This is a genomic window from Paraburkholderia sp. BL6665CI2N2, from assembly GCF_004366535.1.
In the GTDB taxonomy this organism is placed as follows: domain Bacteria; phylum Pseudomonadota; class Gammaproteobacteria; order Burkholderiales; family Burkholderiaceae; genus Paraburkholderia.
Map to the genome: position 1 here is coordinate 7,146,349 of NZ_SORC01000001.1, position 21,162 is coordinate 7,167,510.

19 protein-coding genes are annotated in these 21,162 nt (G+C 62.9%); 10 read left to right on the forward strand and 9 right to left on the reverse strand.

Going from position 1 to position 21,162, the window contains the following annotated elements; translation table 11 throughout:
• Positions 1–79: 79 nt before the first annotated feature.
• From B0G81_RS32030 to B0G81_RS32040, 3 genes are all read left to right on the forward strand, one after another.
• Complete coding sequence (locus B0G81_RS32030; protein ID WP_243856664.1) at positions 80–991, forward strand: endo alpha-1,4 polygalactosaminidase; 912 nt, start codon at positions 80–82, stop codon at positions 989–991.
• A 249-nt stretch (positions 992–1,240) separates the two neighbouring features.
• Positions 1,241–1,591 carry a hypothetical protein gene (locus B0G81_RS32035; RefSeq protein WP_121308449.1) on the forward strand — a complete coding sequence of 117 codons (351 nt, stop codon included), beginning with the start codon at positions 1,241–1,243 and terminating at the stop codon, positions 1,589–1,591.
• Positions 1,591–1,809 carry a hypothetical protein gene (locus B0G81_RS32040; protein ID WP_116142368.1) on the forward strand — a complete coding sequence of 73 codons (219 nt, stop codon included), beginning with the start codon at positions 1,591–1,593 and terminating at the stop codon, positions 1,807–1,809. The genes B0G81_RS32035 and B0G81_RS32040 overlap by 1 nt, the downstream gene beginning before the upstream one ends.
• 262 nt (positions 1,810–2,071) lie before the next feature.
• On the opposite strand, the gene B0G81_RS32045 is transcribed toward B0G81_RS32040, so the two are convergent.
• Positions 2,072–2,689 carry a LysE/ArgO family amino acid transporter gene (locus tag B0G81_RS32045; protein ID WP_134140962.1) on the reverse strand — a complete coding sequence of 206 codons (618 nt, stop codon included), beginning with the start codon at positions 2,687–2,689 and terminating at the stop codon, positions 2,072–2,074.
• Between the two features lie 97 nt (positions 2,690–2,786).
• On the opposite strand from B0G81_RS32045, the gene B0G81_RS32050 reads away from it, so the two are divergent.
• Positions 2,787–3,680 (forward strand): LysR family transcriptional regulator ArgP, encoded by an 894-nt coding sequence (locus B0G81_RS32050; RefSeq protein WP_116142367.1) that lies wholly within the window; start codon positions 2,787–2,789, stop codon positions 3,678–3,680.
• Between the two features lie 35 nt (positions 3,681–3,715).
• Here B0G81_RS32050 and B0G81_RS32055 read toward each other — a convergent pair whose 3' ends face one another.
• The 5 genes from B0G81_RS32055 to B0G81_RS32075 all read right to left on the reverse strand — a co-directional run bounded on the left by B0G81_RS32055 (position 3,716) and on the right by B0G81_RS32075 (position 8,837).
• Positions 3,716–4,342 (reverse strand): carbonic anhydrase, encoded by a 627-nt coding sequence (locus B0G81_RS32055; protein ID WP_134140964.1) that lies wholly within the window; start codon positions 4,340–4,342, stop codon positions 3,716–3,718.
• Positions 4,343–4,530: 188 nt separating this feature from the next.
• A complete protein-coding gene (locus B0G81_RS32060) occupies positions 4,531–5,946 on the reverse strand; it encodes a heavy metal sensor histidine kinase (protein ID WP_116116527.1) in 1,416 nt (471 codons plus the stop codon).
• Positions 5,943–6,626 (reverse strand): heavy metal response regulator transcription factor IrlR, encoded by a 684-nt coding sequence (irlR, locus tag B0G81_RS32065; RefSeq protein WP_106284967.1) that lies wholly within the window; start codon positions 6,624–6,626, stop codon positions 5,943–5,945. The genes B0G81_RS32060 and irlR overlap by 4 nt, the downstream gene beginning before the upstream one ends.
• 22 nt (positions 6,627–6,648) lie before the next feature.
• Positions 6,649–7,035: a hypothetical protein gene (locus B0G81_RS32070; RefSeq protein ID WP_243856665.1), complete on the reverse strand. Its 387-nt coding sequence runs from the start codon at positions 7,033–7,035 to the stop codon at positions 6,649–6,651.
• Between the two features lie 395 nt (positions 7,036–7,430).
• The gene (locus tag B0G81_RS32075) at positions 7,431–8,837 is read right to left on the reverse strand and encodes an NAD(P)/FAD-dependent oxidoreductase (protein ID WP_134140966.1); all 1,407 of its coding nucleotides are present in this window, start codon (positions 8,835–8,837) and stop codon (positions 7,431–7,433) included.
• A 157-nt stretch (positions 8,838–8,994) separates the two neighbouring features.
• Between B0G81_RS32075 and B0G81_RS32080 the strand changes: the two genes are divergently transcribed.
• The 3 genes from B0G81_RS32080 to B0G81_RS32090 all read left to right on the forward strand — a co-directional run bounded on the left by B0G81_RS32080 (position 8,995) and on the right by B0G81_RS32090 (position 13,302).
• A complete protein-coding gene (locus B0G81_RS32080) occupies positions 8,995–9,975 on the forward strand; it encodes a LysR family transcriptional regulator (protein WP_134140968.1) in 981 nt (326 codons plus the stop codon).
• Positions 9,976–10,255: 280 nt separating this feature from the next.
• Positions 10,256–11,842, forward strand: coding sequence for a cytosine permease (locus B0G81_RS32085; protein WP_134140969.1), 1,587 nt, complete (start codon positions 10,256–10,258; stop codon positions 11,840–11,842).
• Positions 11,843–11,910: 68 nt separating this feature from the next.
• Entirely contained in the window at positions 11,911–13,302 is a 1,392-nt protein-coding gene (locus tag B0G81_RS32090; protein ID WP_134140971.1) for an FAD-dependent oxidoreductase, read from the forward strand.
• 113 nt (positions 13,303–13,415) lie between these two features.
• Here B0G81_RS32090 and B0G81_RS32095 read toward each other — a convergent pair whose 3' ends face one another.
• Positions 13,416–13,787 (reverse strand): cupin domain-containing protein, encoded by a 372-nt coding sequence (locus B0G81_RS32095; protein WP_012432544.1) that lies wholly within the window; start codon positions 13,785–13,787, stop codon positions 13,416–13,418.
• Positions 13,788–13,999: 212 nt separating this feature from the next.
• On the opposite strand from B0G81_RS32095, the gene B0G81_RS32100 reads away from it, so the two are divergent.
• A complete protein-coding gene (locus B0G81_RS32100) occupies positions 14,000–15,436 on the forward strand; it encodes an aldehyde dehydrogenase family protein (protein WP_134140972.1) in 1,437 nt (478 codons plus the stop codon).
• A gap of 23 nt (positions 15,437–15,459) precedes the next feature.
• Here the strand turns inward: B0G81_RS32100 and B0G81_RS32105 are convergent, their stop codons facing one another.
• Positions 15,460–16,410, reverse strand: a complete 951-nt coding sequence (locus B0G81_RS32105; RefSeq protein ID WP_134140974.1) for a LysR substrate-binding domain-containing protein — start codon at positions 16,408–16,410, stop codon at positions 15,460–15,462.
• A 118-nt stretch (positions 16,411–16,528) separates the two neighbouring features.
• Between B0G81_RS32105 and B0G81_RS32110 the strand changes: the two genes are divergently transcribed.
• Complete coding sequence (locus B0G81_RS32110) at positions 16,529–17,701, forward strand: M20 aminoacylase family protein (RefSeq protein WP_134140976.1); 1,173 nt, start codon at positions 16,529–16,531, stop codon at positions 17,699–17,701.
• Positions 17,702–17,768: 67 nt separating this feature from the next.
• Positions 17,769–19,130 (forward strand): MFS transporter, encoded by a 1,362-nt coding sequence (locus tag B0G81_RS32115; protein WP_134140978.1) that lies wholly within the window; start codon positions 17,769–17,771, stop codon positions 19,128–19,130.
• Positions 19,131–19,310: 180 nt separating this feature from the next.
• Here B0G81_RS32115 and B0G81_RS32120 read toward each other — a convergent pair whose 3' ends face one another.
• A complete protein-coding gene (locus B0G81_RS32120; RefSeq protein ID WP_134138426.1) occupies positions 19,311–20,450 on the reverse strand; it encodes an IS481 family transposase in 1,140 nt (379 codons plus the stop codon).
• Positions 20,451–21,162: the final 712 nt, after the last annotated feature.

The window sequence follows — 21,162 nt, forward strand, 5'->3', positions numbered from 1 at the left end:
CCGATCGACGGCATGATCGCGGAACAGGTCTTCTTGCCGTCGACGGCGTTGCCTGAATAACATGACAGGGGAGCCGGATTTGTCCGAGCACGATCACGACCGACGTTTCAGCCTGCGTGCGCTGCTGCGTCATGTCAGCCGGTTCGCGCGCATGGCCGTGCTCGGCGCGCTGGCTTCGGTGCCGCACGCGCAGAGCGCGGCGCACGCGCCAGCGGGTCCGTCGGTAGCGCTGTACTACGGCACGAATCCGCCCGTCGAGGAACTGGCCGCATTCGATATCGTGGTGGTCGACCCCGACGCGCACTTCGATCCGCGCGCTCACGCGAGCGCGCATCCGGCGTGGTTCGCATATGTGAGCGTCGGCGAGGTGAACCCGCATCGCGCGTATTACCGCGCCATGCCGCGGCAGTGGCTGCCAGGCGTCAACGAGGCATGGGCCTCCCATGTGATCGATCAGACGGCCGCGCAATGGCCGGCGTTTTTCGTCGACAAGGTGATCGCGCCGTTATGGAAAAAGGGCTATCGCGGCTTCTTCCTCGACACGCTCGACTCCTACCACCTGATCGCCAAAACCGATGCCACGCGCGCCGCGCAGGAAGCGGGGCTGGTGCGGGTCGTCCGCGCGATCAAGAAGCGTTATCCCGACGCGAAGCTGATTTTCAACCGCGGCTTCGAAATCTTGCCGCAGGTCCATGATCTCGCCTGCATGGTGGCGTTCGAATCGCTGTATCGCGGTTGGGATGCCGGCAAGCAGCGTTACACGGAAGTGTCGCAAGCCGATCGCGACTGGCTACTGATGCAGGCGGCAACGATCCGCGATCAATACAGGCTGCCGGTGCTGTCCATCGACTATTGCCCGCCCGCCGACGGCGCATGCGCAGCCGCCACCGCGGCACGGATTACGGAGGCCGGCTTCGTGCCCTACGTCACCGATAGCGGACTTGCGACAATCGGCGTGGGTGCGGCCGGAACCGGCAACGCACGGCCGTGACAAGCGGATTGAATCAAGACGGCTTCTCTGCCTGCCAAAGCCCACTCACAGTTTGCTAGTCGCTCGCCATCCAGGCGGCGGCTAGGTTCTCATCCTCAGTACGCATGGGCGTCATGCCCGGAGCGCAAACTGCTCTGCGACGATCATTGGATTGCGCAAAAACCTGTATGAATGTACAGTACCCTGCATGAAATCTCGTCGCGCTGCTGCAACGGCGGCGGCGCGTGCGGCGGAGCATAGGGAGAGAACATGTTTCGATTTTTGGGCTTGGGCATCATGCTGTGCGCGGCGGCTTCAACGGCAATGGCCGGCGAGCACTATGTCGAGGTCTGGAACCCACCGGAAGCGCGAGTTGGCAAGCCGCATTGCGCAGTCGTTGCCCGTCGGCCTGTCGCGAGTCGGCACATCGTTCCCCACGCAATGAAAGCTCGCACGCGCACCGCGCCGGCGCCGGTTGGGAGACTCGTCGCGAAATCGGATCGGCGCGAAAGCGTGCCCGCACATGCACCGGACATGTCCGAGATTCCGCGGCAGATCACGCCCGAGGGCAATGTGCTGCGAGTCAGCTCGGGAGGTGTCACGCCTGGGGTGACACGTTAATGGAGTCCCAGACTTATCACGGCTACACCGTCTGGGGTCACGCCATCTTGCAGCAGGAGGACATTTTGCAGCCCGAGCGGTACGGCGCTAGCGGAACCATCACGCTCGCCGGCAAGCTGGTCGAAGCGTCGGGCATTCTCGCCTACTTCGATACCGAAGACGAAGCGCAACGCGCGGGTCTCGAATGGGCGCGTGCGTGGATCGACGGTCACGGGTGAGCAGCGCGAATCCGATGCGCGGACTTCTGACTCGTCGAGCGCGACCACCGGCCGCGGTAAGGCGTTCATCGCACGCATGTGGAAAGCGTTTTTCGTAAGCTCGAATGTTCTACGCGCGCCGCGCCTACATTGAAGGCGTCCGCGCTCGGGTGCATCCAGGCGGGAACGCTATATACGGCTCGCCGTGGCGCAGGGCGCTTCGTACTGTCGGGCGTGCTGTGTGCTCACCGACATCGTGCAACGACGACCGCGCCCACGCCACTTACCGCAACTGCGTCACCGCGAGCAGGAGCACCATGCTGCCGATCGCGCCATCCAGCACGCGCCATGCCGTCGCCCGCTTGAAGAGCGGCGCGAGAGCGCGCGCACCGTAACCCAGACCGATAAACCAGATTCCGCTGACGGCCATCGCACCCAGCGCAAAGGCGACCCGCGCGCCTTCGGGTTCGCGTGCGCCGGCCGTGCCGATCAGCAGGAATGTGTCGAGGTACACGTGCGGATTGAGCCATGTGAACGCGAGCGTCATCAGAATGATCGGCACGGCGCGCTGCACGGGCGCCGCGCTGACGTTCTCGCCATCCAGCACCGCATGCTCCGGCCGCACCGCGCGTCGCAATGCGTTGATGCCGAACCACGCCAGATAGGCGAGCCCGACATACAGCATCGCGTGGACGAACAGGGGATAGCGCTCGACCAGCAGCGATGCGCCGCCCACGCCCGCGCCGATCAGAATGAAATCCGACAACGCGCACAGCACGACGATCTTGCCGACATGCGAGCGCATGATGCCCTGACGCAGCACGAAGGCGTTCTGCGCGCCGATGGTCACGATCAGGGATGCGCACAAGGCGGCGCCGTGGGAAAAAGACAGCCAATTCATAATCGATCCAGTAGACGGGAGCCGCGAACGAAGCTAGTCTGCGGGTTTGCCGATCATAAGAGAAGCTAATTCACTTAATGCCGATTAAGGAACGCTAATGCTCGACTATGCGTTGCTCGACGCGCTGGCCGCCGTGGTGCGCCACGGCTCGTTCGACCGTGCCGCCGGCGAACTGAATGTGACGCCGTCCGCGGTATCGCAGCGGGTCAAACTGTTGGAGGAGCGCGTGGGCAGCGTGCTGGTGAAGCGCGGCCAGCCGTGCGTCGCGACCACCTCGGGCGCGCTGCTGTGCCGCCACACCGAACGCGTGCAATTGCTCGAAGCGGAACTGACCGGCCGGCTGCCGGCGCTGCCCGGCGCGCTGGTCGAACCATGGCCGGCGCTGCGCATCGCCGTCAACGACGACAGCGTGGGCACCTGGTTCATCGACGCGGTCGCACCATTTTGCGTCGAGCGGGAGATGTTGCTCGATCTGGTGATCGACGATCAGGACCACACCGCGCAGCGGATTCGCGACGGCAGCGTGCAGGGCGCGGTCACCACGCAAGCCGAGCCGGTGCAGGGTTGCCGCTCCACGCGTCTCGGCCGGATGCGTTATCTGGCGGTCTGTTCACCGGACTTTCTCGCGCGTCACTTTGCCGACGGCGTGACGCGCGAGAGCTTGCGGCGCACGCCCTGTGTCGATTTCAATCCGAAGGACCAGTTGCAAAAGCGCTTCATGCGCCGCATCACGCGCGCGGAAGTCGATCCGCCGTTGCACTGGATTCCGCACGTCGCCGGTTTCTTGCGCGCCTGCGTCACGGGTCTCGGCTGGGGCATGTGCCCGGAGCGCATGATCGCCTCGCATCTGACTAGCGGCGAACTGGTGGAGATCGCGCCGGGCAAGCATATCGACGTCGATCTCTACTGGCAGAGCTGGCGTTTGTCGATCGGCTGGCTCGACGACTTCGGCGCGATGCTGCGCAAGCGGGCGACCGAGTTTCTGGACTGACCTGCAGGGACGCCGACCGGTTGGCGCAGAGGCAATCAGCCCGCTACGGCCTCGGCATTGGTGTCGTAGTTCGCGGGCCAGGGCGTGTCCGTCAATGTCTTCAAACGTCCTTCGTGCATGGAGAAGATCCAGCCGTGAATCCGCACCGGGCGCGGTGCGCGCTGAATCAGCGACATGGCTTGCAGCGCCTGCACTTGCGCCAGCACGTTGAGCTCGGCGAGTCGATCCGCGCGCGCCTCGAAGCTCGGCAGCTCGCGCAATTCGGCGGTGTGCAGCGCGCACAACCGGCGAATTCCTCCTATGCGGCGATTGACGTTCGGCAACTCGGGCGCGGGCGGTCGCAATGCCGCCTGCACGCCGCCACAGCAGTGATGCCCGCAGACAATCACATGTTCCACCTGCAGCACGGTGACCGCGTATTCGAGCACGCTCGACAGGCTCTCGTCGTTATCGGCGACGAGATTCGCGATGTTGCGATGTACGAAAATCTCGCCGGGCTTCGCCCGCGTAATGGCTTCCGGCACGCGGCTGTCGGAGCAGCCGATCCACAGCACATTCGGTTGCTGATTGCCGGCGAGGCGCCGGAAATAAGCGGGATCGCGGGTGATGATTTCGTCGGACCAGGCGAGGTTTTCGACGAGCATGTGTTTCGGAGATGTCATGAACGGGCTTCTGTTGATGCAATATTCGCGTTGGGGAGTGCGCTTGTGCAATGTTTCATCGACCCCTCTGCGGGTTGATTGGGATGACTGAGCAATATCGAACAGGCACGGACATTGTGCGGGACGCGGGATGAGACCGTAGTGATCACCGCATGATAGTTTTGTCATCGTGCGGGCGCGTGCTTCGCCTAGCTGATAGGCGGATGCTTCGGAAAGCGCAGGCTGAAGGTGGTGCGCAAGTGCGGTACGCTTTCCACGCTGCATTCGCCGTCATGTTCGTCCATGATCGACTTGACGATGGCGAGTCCGAGGCCGGTGCCGCTCGCCGAGTTATGCCGCGATGGATCGACCCGGTAGAAACGGTCGAAGATGCGCTCCAGATGCGGCGTCGCAATGCCGGCGCCGGTGTCCGACACCGATATGTGCGCATGGCGCCGGCGTTCCGCGCATCGCACGTCGACAATGCTGCCGCGCGGCGCGTGGGTCAACGCGTTTGAAATCAGGTTGCTGAGCGCCCGCTGCACCATCAGCACGTCGCCTTCGAAACGCGCGTTGCCCGAGACGACGATCTCGACGCCTGCGTCGGCGGCCATGACTTCGTAATAGCCGGCAATGCGCAGCGCTTCGGCGCCGGCATCGACACACTGCAGCGTCAAGCGGTGGCGAACGCTGTCCGCGCGCGCGAGAAACAGCATGCTGTCGATCAGGCGCGCGAGGCGCTGGCATTCGTCCACGCTCGATTCGATCACGCTGCGATATTCGTCGGCGGAGCGGGGTTGAGAGAGTGCTACTTGCGCTTCAGCCAGTAGATTGGTGAGCGGAGTGCGCATGTCGTGCGCAAGGTCGGACGAAAATTGCGTGAGACGCGTGAACGACTCATGCAGGCGCGCGAGCATCCGGTTGAACGCCCGGCTCAGTTCCTTCAGTTCACCGGGCATCTCGTGTTCGGGCAAGGGCTCCGCAAGATGGCGGCTGGAAATCTGCTCGGCGCGCGCCGTCAAACGGGCCAGCGGCCGCAGTCCGAAGCGCGCGATCGACCATGCAAGCAGCGCATTCACCAGCGTGCCCGTCACGATCACGACCAGAACGTTGAGCGCGTAAGCGCGCAACAGCGCGCGTTCGCCGCTCGCGTCGTATTGGACGACCACTCGCACCTGCGTGCCGGCGCCATCGCCGAGCGGCGCCATCGCCACCAGAAAGCGCAGCGGCAGATTTGCGATCGACACGCGCACCGGCGCGAGGTCGGTGCTGACGGTCATCGTTTGCGCATTCGGCCAGTAGCCGTTGGTGCGGATGAGCGGTGCGCTGTGCGCGTCGAATAGCGCGATATCGAGGTTCTGATGACCATATAACTGGTTGTGCCATGTCTCGCGATCCGCGCTGACCGCCTGGATACTGGGCATGGTGTGGAGACGCAATTGCAGCGCGGCGAGGGTCGTGGTCATCTCGCGAGCCGACGCCGCTTCGATACGCGTTTTCAGGCCGTGATACAGCAATACGCCATTGAATATGAGTAGCACTGAGGTCGAAAGTGCGAACAGGATCGACAGCCTCGCGCGTAAAGTCCGCGGCACGAGCAGCGCCGCGAGTAGACGTCGAATCATGGCTGCGCCGGGCCGCGCTCTTCCAATACGTAGCCCATGCCTCGCACGGTGTGGATCAGCTTGGGTTCATAGTTGTCGTCGACCTTTGCGCGCAGACGGCGGATCGCGGCGTCGACGACATTGGTGTCGCTGTCGAAGTTCATGTCCCACACCTGGGAAGCGATCGTCGAACGCGGCAGGATTTCGCCCTGACGGCGCATCAGCAGCCATAGCAATGCGAATTCCTTGGCCGTGAGCAGAATCATGTCGCCGTGGCGCGTGGCCTTGCGGCGCGTCAGGTCGAGCACCAGATTCGATACTTGCAGCGAGGCGGCGTCGCGGGTTTGGCCGCGTCGCAGAATGGAGCGCACACGGGCCAGCAGTTCGGCGAAGTCGAACGGCTTGACGAGATAGTCGTCGCCGCCCATGTTGAGGCCGCGCACCTTGTCGTCCACCTCGTCGCGCGCGGTGAGCAGCAGGACCGAAGTCGAATGAGTGCGGCGCAGGTTTTTCAGCAACGTCCAGCCGTCCTGGCCGGGCAGCATGACGTCGAGCACGATCAGATCGTAGTCCTCCGTCAACGCCCGGTGCTGGCCGGTCACGCCGTCTTCCACCCAATCGACGATAAAGCCCGCTTCGGTCAGGCCTTTCCGAAGATACGTGCCGGTTTTGATTTCGTCCTCGACGATCAGGATGCGCATGATGTTCTTTCAGTGCTGCCGGTCAGCGGCCGACGCGGGTGGGCGCGCATGACGCGGACGCATTGGGTGCATCGAGTTCGTGATGCGCTGCGGCGGGTGGACCGGAGGGCCGCGGCATGGTGCGCGTCATCGTGGAAAATACCTCGAGCGAGAGCAGGCCTCGCTCGATGAACGGCTCCTGCGTACCCGCCGGCGGTCCATATGCCGAAGGACAGGCGGGGTCGCCGCCGTCGAACAGCCCGTCAGGTTGATTCCACCAGAACGCCAGCGAACTGAGCGCAATGACGAGCAGCGCGGCCCCGAGCGAGACCGGATGATCGATACGCAGTCGCTCCCAGCGCTCCGGGACGTTCGCGCCGAAATGCGTGATGCGCGTCGTCAGGCTTCGCATTCGTTGAAAGTGGCGCATACGGTTCACTTTGAGGACGGGACGCACCTATCGTACGGATACCTGATCGCTGCCAGCATGAGATAAACATGACAATTCCGTCATATATGTCGTGTGCATCTTTTGTTGCGGTGCGTGACACGCGTGACAGGATCGTCATGGCGCGATCGCGTTCAGCGAGTGGCTCCGACCTGGCATGAGGACTGGATCGAACGGAAACGGAGGTTGGATTGTGCGGAATGCGAGGGGGGTGACAGGCGTCGCCGATACGGCGCCGAAGACGTGAAGCGCGAGCGGGCCGTGGCGCGCGCGTTCCGCTGCGGACGCGTTTCAGATGCGGTGGATTGAAGCAGGGAACAGGCCGCTCACTTGCCGAACCGATCGCATCGGCCGGCGCGTGAGCAGCGAAGTGTTATTTAGTGCAGACGGATCACCGGGTGCACGCGTCTGCGCAGCCAGTGGCTCGCCGAATCGAGCGCCATGCGCGCGAAGCCGGTCAGCGTCATCACGTGCCGCCGATAGATGAGCTTGTAGACCGCGGTGGCCAGCCATCCGTCGACGAACACCGGCTGCGTCAGCAAGCTGCTGCTGAGGCTGCCTATAGTGCCTTCTCGCCCGAAACCGACCAGCGTGCCGGCGTCGCGGTACACGAACTCGGGCAGCGCTTCGCCCGCAATCCGGCACTTCAACGCACGCGCAAGAAACAGCGCCTGCTGATGCGCGACCTGCGCGCGCGGCGCGAGGAACGCGCCGGCGTCGTCGGCGGGACAGGCCGCGCAGTCGCCGAGGCCGAATACGTTTGTGTCGTTCGTGCACTGCAAGGTGCGATTCACCTGAATCTGCGCGTTGCGATTCACCGCGATGCAGTCCAGCGTGCGCAACACAGGCGGTCCCGAGATGCCCGCCGTCCAGATCGCGATGTCGCTGGCGAGCGGAGCCCCGCCGTCGGTCAGCACGGCGTCGGCGCGCACTTCGGTGACGCGTGTTGCGCTCAGCACGTCCACACCGAGACTGGCGAGCATGCGCTGCGCGCGCGCTGAAATCGTTTCGGACAAAGCGGGCAGCACGCGCCCGCTGCTTTCGATCAAACGGATGCGGAAGTCGCGTGCCGGATCGAGCGAGAAGGGCGTGTAGCGATTCAGCAGACGTACCGTGTCGCGCACCGCGGCGGCGAGTTCGACACCGGTCGCGCCCGCACCGATGATGTTGATCGACACCGGCGTGTCCGCCTGCGCGGTCCGCGCCCGGCGTGCGTGATTCGCACGCAGACAGGCATCGAGCAGCTTGCGGCGGAAAGCTTCCGCATGCGCGACCGATTCGAGCGGCAACGCATGTTCAGCGGCACCGGGCACGCCGAAATATTGCGTCACGCTGCCCATGGACAGCACCAGCGTGTCGAAAGCGATCTGACGCGACGGCAGAATTTCGCGACCGTCGGCGTCATGCAATGCACTCAGCGTGATATGCCGCTCCGCGCGATCGAGCGCGGTGAGTTCGCCCTGTTCGAATTCGAAGCCATGGCGTTGCGCCTGCACTGCGTATTGCAGTTGATGGGTCGCGGGATCGAGCTGGCCCGAAGCGGCTTCGTGCAGCAGGGGCTTCCAGAAATGCGTGGGCCAGCGGTCGACCAGCACGATCTGCGCGAGACCCGCACGCCCGAGCGATTCGGACAGACGCGTGGCCAGCCCGAGCCCACCCACGCCACCGCCGACGATCACGACCCGATGCGCCGCCGTCTTGTCCGTGCGTTGCGCGGACTGCGCGTGGTGCGCCCGTTGCGCCTGTTGCGTTGTCGTGCCTGCCGGCTGATCGATTGCGGCCATGATCGCTATCCTCCTGAGGTTGTTCGTGCCGGGCCGGTGCTGGCGCCGCGTTGCGCGCGATTCCATACATTTCCCGGCTCATCTGTCAGGCCAGTATAGAATCGGCGGAAACCGCAGCACAATTTAATGTTTATACGAAACATATAGGTTTTCACTTATGTTAAAAGCCGCGACGTTTCGTCAGTTGAAGACCTTGCATACGATTGCGAAGCTCGGCAGCGTGTCGCGCGCGGCCGAGGAATTGCGGCTCACGCAACCGGCTGTTTCGCTACAGGTGCGGCTGCTGGAAGAGGCGGCGGGCGCACCGCTCCTGCAGCGTGTGGGCCGTGGCGTGCAGTTGACCGCGGCCGGTGAGATCCTCGCCCGCTATGCGCTGGAGATTCTCGACCTGTGGAACGGCGCGGCCGACGATCTGGCCGCGTTGCACGGTGAGCAGGGCGGCACGCTGCGCATCGGCGCGATTACCACCGCCGAGTATCTGATCCCGCCGTTTCTGGTGCGATTCACCGAATCGCGTCCGCAAGTGAAAGTGCAGTTCAAGGTCGGCAATCGCGCCGACATCATCCGTATGCTGGCGACGCATGAAATCGATCTCGCGGTGATGGGTAGCGCGCCGCGCGAATTGCGCACGGCGGCGACCGCGTTCGCCAAACATCCAATGGCATTCGTCGCCTCGCCCGCGCATGCGCTGATGAAGAAAAAACGGTTGTCGCTCGACGATCTGCAAAGCGCGAATCTGTTCGTGCGGGAACGCGGTTCGGGCACGCGTTCGACCGTCGAGAATCTGTTTCGCCTTGCGGGCCTCAAGCTTCATATCGGCTCTGAACTATCGAGCAACGAGGCGATCAAGCAGCTGGTCGAAGCGGGACTCGGTATCGCTTTCTTGTCGCTGCACGCCTGTTCGCTGGAGTTTCAGGCGGGCTTGCTCGCGTTGTTGCCTATGTCCGCCAATCCGATCGAACGCGACTGGTATGTGATGCACGTTTCGGACAAACGCCTGCCGCATGTGGCTGGGCTGTTCCGCGATTTTCTGATCGAGCACGGCATGTCGGGCGCGGTGCGGGTGCCGCTGCCTGCTGTGGCCGCCGCCAAAAAACGCCGCCAGGCGCGCCAAGCGGGCGGCGCGGACGCGGCGTAGAGCCGGCAAAACGGCGTGGGGATTCCCGCTACTCGCTTCGACGTTTGCGCTTCGCCAGTGCTGCGGGAAGTCCCTATACGGCCTTTCCGTTGCCAACGGAGCCTTACCGAACAGGGCTTTCGACTTACATCGCCGGAGATCGAAGTAAAGGTTGGGCAGACGATATTTTTGCCCGCGCCGATTGTCTTTACAGTGGCGTCCAGACATCTGAGAAAAGTGGACGCCGCATCCCCGTGGCGAGCCATTGTGATTGACCTGGCCGTTACAGGAGTCGGAGACAATGAGCAGCAACAGCATCACTCAAGTCGAAACGTTCGGTTTCGAACGCATTCCGGATCGCTCGCGCGATGCGCGGCCGATCGATCTGTTCCGCTTGCTGTTCGGCGGGTGCAACACCTTTTCCACCTCCGTGCTCGGCAGCTTTCCGGTGCTGCTCGGTTTGTCGTTCAAGGCGGGGGTCTGGTCGATTGTGCTCGGCGTGCTGATCGGCTCGTGCATTCTCGCGCCGATGAGCCTGTTCGGTCCGCGCAACGGCACCAGCGACCCGGTTTCGTCGGGCGCGCATTTCGGCATTCACGGGCGGATCGTCGGCTCGTTTCTGGCGGTACTGACAGCAGTGGCGTTTTTCTCGCTGGCGGTGTGGAGTTCGGGCGATGCGCTCGTGGGCGGCGCGAATCATCTGCTCGGCTTGCCGGTCAACTGGATGACGCTGAGCTTCGCGTACGGCCTGTTCGCGGTGCTGGTGCTGACCGTATGCGTGTATGGCTTTCGCTTCATGCTGTGGGTCAACAAGATTGCCGTGTGGGCGGCGAGCATTCTCTTCGTGGTCGGTCTGTTCGCCTTCACCAAGTCGTTCGATGGCGCATACGCCGGCAAGGTCGCGCTCGGCTCGGTGGGTTTCTGGCCCGCCTTCGTGAGCGCCGTGCTGGTCGCGATGAGCAATCCCGTATCGTTCGCCTGCACGCTCGGCGATTGGGCCCGCTATATTCCGGAGAACACGCCGAGAAAGCGCACGATCCTCGCGGTGATGCTGGCGCAACTGGCCACGTTCGTGCCGTTCTTCTTCGGTCTTGCCACGGCGACGATCATCGCCAGCAAGGCGCCGGATTTCATCGCGTCGAATAATTACGTGTGCGGTTTGCTGGCCATCTCGCCGAACTGGTTCTTCCTGCCGGTGTGCCTGATCGCAATCATCGGCGGCATGTCGACGGGCACGACCGCGCTGTATGGCACCGGCCTCGATATGTCGAGCATGTTTCCGAAATTCCTGAACCGCGTGCGCGCCACGTTGCTGATTGGCAGCCTCGCGATCGGCTTCATTTTCGTCGGCCGCTTCGCCTTCAATCTGGTCGAAAGCGTGTCGACGTTCTCGGTGCTGATCAATGTGTGCAGCTGCCCGTGGATGGTGATCATGATCATCGGCTTCGTCACGCGGCGCGGTTTCTATCTGTCCGACGACTTGCAGGTGTTCAATCGCGGCGGCCGCGGCGGTCACTACTGGTTCACGCACGGCTGGAACTGGCGCGCGATGGGCGCGTGGATTCCGAGCGCGGCGATCAGCCTGTGCTTCGTCAATCTGCCGGACCAATTCGTCGGTCCGTTGGGCCAGCTCGCTGGCGGTCTCGACATCAGCATGCCGGTTTCGCTGACGCTCGCGGCCGCACTGTATATCGCTTTGTTGCAGTGCTTTCCGGAACCGGACGGCGTGTATGGACCGCAAGGCCGACGTTGGCTGCGTGGTGGTTCGCAGCACAATGTGACCGTGCATCCCGTGGTGCCGGCGACTAAGCTTAAGGTAGTCGCGCAGTCGCGGGCGCGTGCGGAGCGCGAGCGTGAGGCAGAACTGGATACGCAGGACGCGGGTTGAAACACACGCTAACGTGTGCGGCTTCGCGCAGTACGAGCAATGGTATTTAATTTGAGTAGGCAAACAGCATGAGCGAGTCAGTAAAGCGCGCGTTTGAAGGGGTAAAACTGTTTCCGTTCTGGCTGGACAATCCGCGCGCGCCGGCTGTCGAACGGGAATTGATCGGTCCGACCACCGCCGATCTGGTCGTGGTGGGCGGTGGCTTCACCGGCCTCTGGGCCGCGATTCAGGCGAAAGAAGCCGACCCGTCGCTCGACGTCGTGCTGGTCGAGGCGGGTAAGGTGGCCTATGGCGCCTCGGGACGTCCGGGCGGCATCATCTCGACTTCGGTGATGCACGGCCTGCCGAATGCGACGCGCGTCTTTCCGCAAGACCTGGATGTACTCGAAAAGCTCGGGCAGGAGAATCTCGACGGCTTCAAGGAATCGTTGACGCGCTACGGTATCGAGGCGGACGTCGAATGGAACGGCGAGATGACGGTCGCGGTCGATCCGGGCCACCTTGGTCATCTGAAGGGCGATTACGAGCTGCACGTCGCCCATGGACACGACGTGGTTTTACTCGACAGCAAAGGCGCACGAGAGCAACTCGATTCGCCGCTTTTTGCCGGGGCGATGTGGTCGCGTAATCGCAGCGGCACGATTCATCCGGCGAAGCTCGCATGGGGTTTGAAGGCCGCCGCGCTGAAGCTCGGCGTGCGTCTGCATGAACATTCGCCGATCACGCGTCTCGAAGATTGCGGCGCGACGATGATCGTGCACACGCAGGCGGGCCGCATCGAAACGCCGCGCGTGCTGCTCGGCACGGGCACCGCGGACGTCGGCGTGACCGACATCAAGCGCCGCGTGATGCAGGTGCGCGATCACATCATCGCGACGGCGCCGTTGAGCGAAGAACAGATGGCGCGCATTGGCTGGAAGAACCGTCAGGGCATTTACGACACACGTACGCAGCTCAATTACTTCCGGCTCACCAAGGACAATCGCATCATCTTCGGCGGACGGGTGAGTTATCACTTCGGCGGCAATCCGAACCCCGCGGAAGATCGCGACGAAAGCACCTATTACAAGCTAGCCGAAGCGTTCTATCGCACGTTCCCGCAACTCGACGACGTGCGCTTCACGCATGCGTGGGGCGGCCCGATCGATTACTGCTCGCGCGGCGCGGTGTTCGCGCGTCGGTATCACGGCGGCAAGAGCGTGTTCGTCGCCGGTTATACGGGCTTTGGCGTGGCGGGCAGCCGCTTCGGTGCGAAGATGGGCCTCGATATGCTGTGGAATCGCGAGACGGTGATCACGTCGCTCGATATCTCGCGCAAAGGGCCGTCGTACATTCCGCCGGAACCCGTGCGCTGGATCGCCGCGAAAATTACCTTCAACGCCTTCGACGGCGCGGATGATCGCGGTGGTTGGCGTCGTCTGTGGATCAATTCGATCAAGGCGCTGGGTTTTCCGATGTAATGCGAAGGCGTCCGCGCAATGTGCGTGGACGCAGTTCTTTTCTCGGGCATAAAAAAACCGCACCTTGAAAGATGCGGTTTTCGATGAAGCAGCAGTGCAATGCAGTACTCGAATCAACCGCAGTACACGATGCTGTACTTCTTGGTCGCCACCGGCATATGCCACGTGCCCGAGAAGCCTTTGTGCAGGATGAAGGCGTCGCCGGCGGCATAGCGTTCGCTGCGGCCGTCGTCGCTGGTGATCACGACTTCGCCTTCGATCAGCACGCACACTTCGTGAATGGGCAGGTCGGCCAGCTTCAGCGTGCCCGCATCGCATTGCCATACGCCGGCGGACAGCATGTTGGTGGCGTCGGAGTAAGCGTTGAGGGCGTGCGGTGCCTTGGCGCCGTCGAGAATGACGTCGGCCGGATCGTGCAGCGCCGGGTTCAGACCGGAAGCGCCAGGGCCTTTAGCGTCGATGCGGGTGAAAGTAATGTTGCTCATGTGTCTCTCCTGGTTGATCGGATCGAAGTCGCACTCGTTGAGACGAGGCGAAAATTGGATTCGAAGCCGGAGTCTGAGCCAAAGCTGCGTAGCGATGAATTTCGATTTGAAGACATTCAGATTGAGCGGCGTCGATGTATAGCAGGCGATGCCGCCGCGGGTGCGATTTGCTCCGCGTCTGACCTGAAACTTTCATATAGAGGACAAGCCCCATGCAACACGCCAAACAGTTTTATATCGACGGTCAGTGGGTCGATCCCATTGAGCAGACCAAAGCCGGCACGCTGGACGTGATCGATCCGTCCACCGCTGCCGCGTTTGCGCAGATTTCGCTCGGCAGCGCGGCGGATGTCGATCGCGCCGTCGCCGCCGCGAAGCGCGCGTTTCCCGCCTACAGCGAAACGACGATCGCGCAACGCATCGACTTGCTGCAAGCGATCCTCGACGTCTATCGCAAGCGCTATGACGACATGGTGCATACGATCAGCCGCGAGATGGGCGCACCGCTGCAGTACGCGAACGATGCGCAAGCCTGGACCGGCGTCGCGCATCTGGAGACGATGATTCGCACGCTCGACACGTTCGAGTTCGAGTATGTGAAGAGCGGCATTCTGATCCGCAAGGAAGCGGTCGGCGTGTGCGGGCTGATTACGCCGTGGAACTGGCCGGCCCTGCAGATCACCACCAAGGTCGCGCCCGCGCTCGCGGCTGGCTGCACGATGGTGCTCAAGCCTTCGGAACTGGCGCCGCTGTCCGCCATCATCTTCGCCGAGATTCTCGACGAAGCGGGCGTGCCGGCCGGCGTGTTCAATCTCGTGAACGGCGAAGGCCGCACGGTGGGCGAAGCGATGTCGTCCCATCCGGATATCGACATGGTGTCGTTCACCGGTTCCACGCGCGCGGGCGTGCAGGTCGCGAAGGCCGCGGCGGATACAGTCAAGCGCGTGCATCAGGAACTGGGCGGCAAATCGGCCAACCTGATTCTCGAAGACGCCGATCTGAAAGAAGCCGTGATGCGCGGCGCGCGCGCGTGTTTCGACAACAGCGGCCAGTCGTGCGATGCGCCCACGCGGATGTTCGTGCCGCGTGCGCGCGAAGCCGAAGCGCTGGCGTATGCGAAAGAAGCCGCGCAAGCATTGAACGTCGGTCCCGCGGATGCGAAGGGCACGGACCTCGGCCCCGTGATCAGCGAACAGCAGTTCGACAAGATCCAGCGGCTGATCGGCGTGGGCATCGAAGAGGGCGCGACGCTGGTGGCCGGCGGCGCGGGCCGCCCCGAAGGATTGAAGGACGGCTACTTCGTGCGTCCGACGGTATTCGGCAAGGTCACGCCCGACATGACGATCGCGCGCGAGGAAATCTTCGGGCCGGTGCTGTCGATCCTCGCCTACGACTCCGAAGACGAAGCGATCGCCATGGCCAACGACAGCCTTTACGGTCTCGCAGGCTACATTCAATCCGGCTCGATCGAGCACGCACGTGCGGTGGCGAAGCGCCTGCGCACCGGCACGATCTATCTGAACTACGCGGACTACAACCCCGAGGCGCCGTTCGGCGGCTTCAAGCAATCTGGCAATGGCCGCGAGTACGGTGAGTTCGGTCTGGAGGACTTTCTGGAGATCAAGGGCGTGGTCGGTTACGAGGCTTGAATCTCTACCGCGCGGCGAAATCACTAAAGCAGCAACTCGATCGAATGAAACAGCCGGCGCTGCTCGGGCTCTTGCGAGCGCGCCCCTTCGTCGATCACTTCACGCAGGCATTCGAGAAAGCACGCGGCCGCCGGACTCGTCGGCGCGCCGCGGCGTGAGGTGATGCTGACGATGGTTTCATCGACCGTCTCGCGCAGCGGCAGCGCCCACAACTGCTCCTTCGCGAGCGTCACTTCGACGAGCGGCCACGGAAAAATGCTGAGCATGTCCGTGTGCGCAAGCAAACCGAGTACGACCGCCAGCGAATGCGCGAGCAGAATGGTATGCGGCACCTGCATGCCACGCTTGCGGAACACATTGTCCGAGATCGACTCGCGACTCGCCGGATCCCAGTTCAATATCCACTCCGCGTCTTCCAGTTCGAGCAGCGTGCGGCAACCGGCCTTGGGATGATCGCGCCGCGCGACCACGGCCGAATGCGTGGAAAACAGCGGTACGTTGTGAAACTCCGATTGCGGCGACGCCGGTGGCGGGCGGCCGATTGAAAAGTCCAGGCTGCCGTCGCGCAAACGCGGCTGAACGACCGCGAGCAAACCCTCGAAGAACTCCAGTTGCACTTCCGGCATGCGCTGCCGGAAGCGCTGCACTGCGGGCGGCAGAAACGTCAACGCGACCCATGGCGTGACGCCGATCGACAGCTTGCCGGCCGCTGCGCCGCGAAGTGCTTCGATCTCCGCTTGCGCCCGCTGGAGTTGTCCCAACACCAGACGCGCATGCACGACCAGCGCGCGACCGAACTCGGTAAACGCGACGCCGCTCGCGCTGCGTACCACCAGCGGCGCTTGCAGATCGGCTTCCAGTTCGCGCATCGCCTTGGTCACGGCGGCCGGCGACAGGTCGAGCGAACGGGCCGCGGCCCGGATACTTCCAGTATCGGCAACGGCCGCTAAGGTGCTGAGTTGATGCAGTTTCATCTGACGAGGCGGTCGGTAAGGTGGCAACCACGAGTTGCTGCCGCAACGATTCTACGCCTGCCACTGGAATTTCGGCATCGTTATGCTGGGTTCACGCTTTCAATGACGGAGACATGACGTGAACACCATGGCCATTCCGGCGGGCATCGCCGAACTCGAAGACGAAATGATCGCGCTGCGCCGCCAGATCCACGCGCATCCCGAACTGGCTTACGAAGAGTTCGCCACCGGCGACCTGGTCGCCGAACGTCTGCAGGAGTGGGGCTACACCGTGCATCGCGGGCTGGGTCAGACAGGTGTTGTCGGTCAATTGAAAGTAGGCAATGGCACGCGCAAGCTTGGGCTGCGCGCCGACATGGACGCGTTGCCGATTCACGAAACCACCGGCCTGCCGTACGCGAGCAAGCTGCCTGGCAAGATGCACGCATGCGGACACGACGGCCACACGGCCATGCTGCTTGCCGCCGCCAAACACCTGGCGCAGGAAAAGTGCTTCGACGGTACGTTGAACCTGATTTTTCAGCCTGCCGAAGAGGGCCTGGCCGGCGCGAAGAAAATGCTCGAGGACGGCCTGTTCGACAAGTTTCCGTGCGACGCGGTGTTCGCGATGCACAACATGCCGGGCTATCCGACCGGCAAGTTCGGTTTCCTGCCGGGCTCGTTCATGGCTTCGTCGGATACGGTGATCATCAAGGTGACCGGACGTGGCGGTCATGGCGCGGTGCCGCATAAGGCCGTCGATCCAGTGGTGGTGTGCGCGCAGATCGTGCTGGCGTTGCAGTCCATCGTGTCGCGCAATATCGCGCCGCTCGATATGGCGATCATCACCGTCGGCGCGATTCACGCGGGCGAAGCGCCGAACGTGATTCCTGAAACCGCCGAGATGCGCCTTTCCGTGCGCGCATTGAAACCCGAGGTCCGCGATTATCTGCAGGAACGCATCACGGCGGTGGCTTGCGCTCAGGCGGCCGTGTTCGGCGCGCAGGCGCACGTGGACTATCAGCGTCGCTATCCGGTGCTCGTCAACGATGCGGCCATGACCGGGCTCGCGCGGCAAGTCGCGCTCGACTGGCTCGGCGACGATGGCCTGATTGCCGATATGCAACCGCTCACCGGCAGCGAAGACTTTGCGTTCCTGCTCGAGCGTTGCCCCGGCAGCTACCTGATCATCGGCAATGGCGATGGCGAGGGCGGTTGCATGGTCCACAACCCTGGCTACGATTTCAACGACGCTTGCCTCGCCACCGGCGCCGCCTACTGGGTGAGGCTCGCGCAGACGTTTCTGGCCTGAGGCCGCAGCGTTTGCATAAGCGGGCAAAACCGCCGCGCATCAGCAGGAAGACATCAAGGAGACACAGATGGACTATTCCGCCGCACCGCAACCCGCCGGCACCGACGCGTTGAGCATGCAGAGCACGACGGCCGCGCAGCCTGTCGAACGTACGAGCCACGCCAAGGCGATTGCCGCGATCACGCTCGGCAACGGCCTCGAGTTTTTCGACTTCACGATTTACAGCTTCTTCGCGACGATCATCGGCAAGCTGTATTTCCCGGTGGAAGGGCAACTCGCGCAACTGATGCTGGCGGTCGGCACGTTCGGCGTCGGTTTCATCATGCGGCCCGTGGGCGGTATCGTGCTTGGCGCGTATGCGGACCGCGCGGGCCGCAAGGCCGCGATGAGTCTCACGCTGTGGCTGATGACGCTGGGCTCCGCGATCATCGCATTTGCGCCGACGTATGCGGCGATCGGGGTTGCCGCGCCGTTGCTCGTGATTCTCGCGCGGTTGATTCAGGGGTTTGCTTTGGGGGGTGAGGTCGGTGCGTCGACGTCGTTGCTGCTGGAGTATGGAAGCAATAAGACGCGCGGGTTCTACGGCAGTTGGCAGTTCGTGAGCCAAGGGTTGAATACGGTGTGCGGGTCGTTGTTGGGCGTCGCGTTGGCGGCGGCGCTCTCGACCGCGGCGCTGGAGAGTTGGGGGTGGCGCGTGCCGTTCGTGATCGGCATGGCGATGGGGCCGATTGGGATCTATATCCGGCGGCATTTGAATGAGACGCTGCCTGGTGTGGAAGATGGCGCCGCGGGTTCGCAGCCAAGTTCACAGCCTGCCTCGCAGCCGGTGCGCAAGTTGTTTCGCGACCATTCGCGAGTGATCACGACGGGTGTGTTGACGACGATCGGTGGGACCGCGGCTAACTACATCGTGCTGTTTTATCTGTCGACCTACGCGATCAGGATTTTGCATTTGCCGATGTCGTCGGCGTTGTGGGCCGCCTGGACCGCTGCCGTGGTGACGGTGATCTGTTCGCCATTCGCCGGCGCGTTGTCCGATCGCGTTGGACGCAAGCGTGTCTTGTGGATTTCGCGCGTGTTGCTGATTGTGGCGGTGTATCCGGCATTCATGATGATCAATGCTTCGCCTACGGTGCCGGTTCTGTTATCCGTGGTCGCCGGATTGGCCGTGCTTGTTGCTTTTACCGCTGTGCCTAATATCGTTATGTTGCCGGAGATGTTTCCTCGCGAGATTCGCGCCACTGGGATGTCGATTGTCTATTGTCTCGGGGTTTCTATCTTTGGTGGGTTTGCGCAGTTTTTCGCTACTTGGTTGATTCAGGTTTCTGGCAGCAACCTCGCGCCGGCTTGGTATCTGATTGGGTGTGGGGTGGTTTCTTTGTTGCCGTTGCCGTTTATGCGGGAGACCGCGGGGCAGGATATTGGTTAGGTTTTTTGCCGGCGTGGCGGGTTGGGGTGTGTTCTCGCTGGTGTTGGCCTTTCCGTGCTTTGTTAGCGGTCTATTAGCGTTGCCCCTGTGCGGGGCGGCACTTACTTCTCTTTGCCGGCCGTGTATGGACCGGAGACATGGGTAACAGGTGTGCGGAGACATGGGTAACACATGATCCGCTCATTCCTGCTGGTTCAGGTTGATGGTTCCGAAACGGTGATGCGCAAAAAACAGGTCGTAGCAGCTCTCTTCATCGACGCGCTCGCGGATGGCTACGGGCAGGTTCTGCAATGCGTTCGATACCTTGAATCGCCGGTTCCTGAAGCGTAGTTCACCGTTCCACTTCACGCACTGCACGTGGTCGTTTGCGCCGTACTCGATCGGCGGCAGGATTTCGGGGTAGGCGCGTGGACTCGGTCGATAGCGCGTGCCCGGGGTCGCCATGTCCAGCGCCTGATGCGGGCGTTGATGGTTGTAGACCGGGCGCCACTCATCGAACGCCTGCTGGGCGCTGGGCAGGTCCCTGAAATGGCGCCCGGCGATCACCTCGGCCTTCAGCGTGCGGTGAAACCGCTCCTCCTTGCCGTTGGTCTGCGGATGCGCCACGCGGCTGTGCGACAGTCGCACGCCCAGCCGGATGAGCCAGATAGCCAGTTCGGTCAACTGGCCCGGCTGGCTGGGGCTGCCCCACGGCGAACCGTTGTCCGCGTTGATGCGCAGCGGCAGCCCGTAGCGGCGGAACGTGCGCTCCAGATGATGCTGGACGATCCGGGTGTCGGTGCAGATGCAGGCATCGAGTGTCACGTTGTAGCGCGAATGATCGTCCAGCATGGTCAGTGGTGAACAGTGCCGTCCGTCCTGCAGGTCGAACCAGCCCTTGAAATCCATCTGCCAGAGATCGTTGGGCTGCGCATGCTCGAAGCGCTGCCAGGCCGTGGCGGCATCGGAAGCGGCCGGGTCGATCAACCCGTGGCGATGCAGGATATCGGTCACAGTGCTGGGAGCGGGCACGTCCGTGTGACCCAGATCGCACAGACGTCGGCTGATCTTGCGTCCACCCCAGGCCGGATGCGCCCGCCGCAGTTCGACCACGCGCTGCTCGACCGACGCTGTCGTGCGTGCCGGACTCTGCCGGGGCCGTCGCGAATGATCCGTCAGCGCGGTGGCTCCGCCCTGCGCGTGGCGATCGAGCCACTTGTAGCCGGTCTTCGGGCTGATGCCAAAGCGCCGGCACAGTTCACGACGGTTGGCGCCTTCCTGCGAGGCCAGCTGAACGAATTCCAGACGCAGATTCATGGTGTCTCTCGGGTTCCAGGGCATAACCGGCTCCAGGCGATTCGCTCGCCCAGAGTGTTACCCATGTCTCCGCACACCTGTTACCCATGTCTCCGGTCCATACACCGGCCGCAAAGAGAAGTAAGCAAGAGAAAGCGGCTCACACCGCTAATTCTTAAGCGGGTCCCCCGCACAGATGCGGTAGTGGCACATCTGGAATCTGTGTTCTCGCACATTCCGCTTTCGTGACAAAGCGCTCATTCTTCCGGCGGCGCTGCGCGCGCCGTCGCGGTCGTTCAGTACCGTTGACGGCTTTGCGGTTGAGCGTCTCGTCGAGACGTTGGCAGTTTTCTCGCGGGCAACTCTTAGGGCGCGCGGTCGGAATGTCTATTTGTGCGTGACCCTTCAAACTGCCATTTTTTGCTGCCTCGTCTACTCTTTCAACGTGGTACCGGCCGCCCCCGCGCGGATAATGCAGGAATCCATACAAACCGATCACGCGTCATCCGATGCAAACACCGCGCCGATCGAAAAACAGTGGACCAACCTCGAGCGGCTCGCAGCTGAAGCACCGCGACGGCGCGCGTAGCGCCGCCGGAAGAATGAGCGCCTTGTCACTGACGCGGAGTGCGCGAGAACACGGATTCCAGATGCTCCACTACCGCGACTGTGCGGAGGACCCGCTTAAGAATTAGCGGTGTGAGCCGCTTTCTCTTGCTTACTTCTCTTTGCGGCCGGCAAAGAGAAGTAAGTGCCG

What these genes read in the sequence shown, in the direction of transcription:
- B0G81_RS32035 (WP_121308449.1), top strand. Translation starts at nt 1,241, where the DNA reads ATGTTTCGATTTTTGGGCTTGGGCATCATGCTGTGCGCGGCGGCTTCA.
- B0G81_RS32040 (WP_116142368.1), top strand. Translation starts at nt 1,591, where the DNA reads ATGGAGTCCCAGACTTATCACGGCTACACCGTCTGGGGTCACGCCATC.
- B0G81_RS32045 (WP_134140962.1), bottom strand. Translation starts at nt 2,689, where the DNA reads ATGAATTGGCTGTCTTTTTCCCACGGCGCCGCCTTGTGCGCATCCCTG.
- B0G81_RS32050 (WP_116142367.1), top strand. Translation starts at nt 2,787, where the DNA reads ATGCTCGACTATGCGTTGCTCGACGCGCTGGCCGCCGTGGTGCGCCAC.
- B0G81_RS32055 (WP_134140964.1), bottom strand. Translation starts at nt 4,342, where the DNA reads ATGACATCTCCGAAACACATGCTCGTCGAAAACCTCGCCTGGTCCGAC.
- B0G81_RS32060 (WP_116116527.1), bottom strand. Translation starts at nt 5,946, where the DNA reads ATGATTCGACGTCTACTCGCGGCGCTGCTCGTGCCGCGGACTTTACGC.
- irlR (WP_106284967.1), bottom strand. Translation starts at nt 6,626, where the DNA reads ATGCGCATCCTGATCGTCGAGGACGAAATCAAAACCGGCACGTATCTT.
- B0G81_RS32070 (WP_243856665.1), bottom strand. Translation starts at nt 7,035, where the DNA reads ATGCGCCACTTTCAACGAATGCGAAGCCTGACGACGCGCATCACGCAT.
- B0G81_RS32075 (WP_134140966.1), bottom strand. Translation starts at nt 8,837, where the DNA reads ATGGCCGCAATCGATCAGCCGGCAGGCACGACAACGCAACAGGCGCAA.
- B0G81_RS32080 (WP_134140968.1), top strand. Translation starts at nt 8,995, where the DNA reads ATGTTAAAAGCCGCGACGTTTCGTCAGTTGAAGACCTTGCATACGATT.
- B0G81_RS32085 (WP_134140969.1), top strand. Translation starts at nt 10,256, where the DNA reads ATGAGCAGCAACAGCATCACTCAAGTCGAAACGTTCGGTTTCGAACGC.
- B0G81_RS32090 (WP_134140971.1), top strand. Translation starts at nt 11,911, where the DNA reads ATGAGCGAGTCAGTAAAGCGCGCGTTTGAAGGGGTAAAACTGTTTCCG.
- B0G81_RS32095 (WP_012432544.1), bottom strand. Translation starts at nt 13,787, where the DNA reads ATGAGCAACATTACTTTCACCCGCATCGACGCTAAAGGCCCTGGCGCT.
- B0G81_RS32100 (WP_134140972.1), top strand. Translation starts at nt 14,000, where the DNA reads ATGCAACACGCCAAACAGTTTTATATCGACGGTCAGTGGGTCGATCCC.
- B0G81_RS32105 (WP_134140974.1), bottom strand. Translation starts at nt 16,410, where the DNA reads ATGAAACTGCATCAACTCAGCACCTTAGCGGCCGTTGCCGATACTGGA.
- B0G81_RS32115 (WP_134140978.1), top strand. Translation starts at nt 17,769, where the DNA reads ATGGACTATTCCGCCGCACCGCAACCCGCCGGCACCGACGCGTTGAGC.
- B0G81_RS32120 (WP_134138426.1), bottom strand. Translation starts at nt 20,450, where the DNA reads ATGCCCTGGAACCCGAGAGACACCATGAATCTGCGTCTGGAATTCGTT.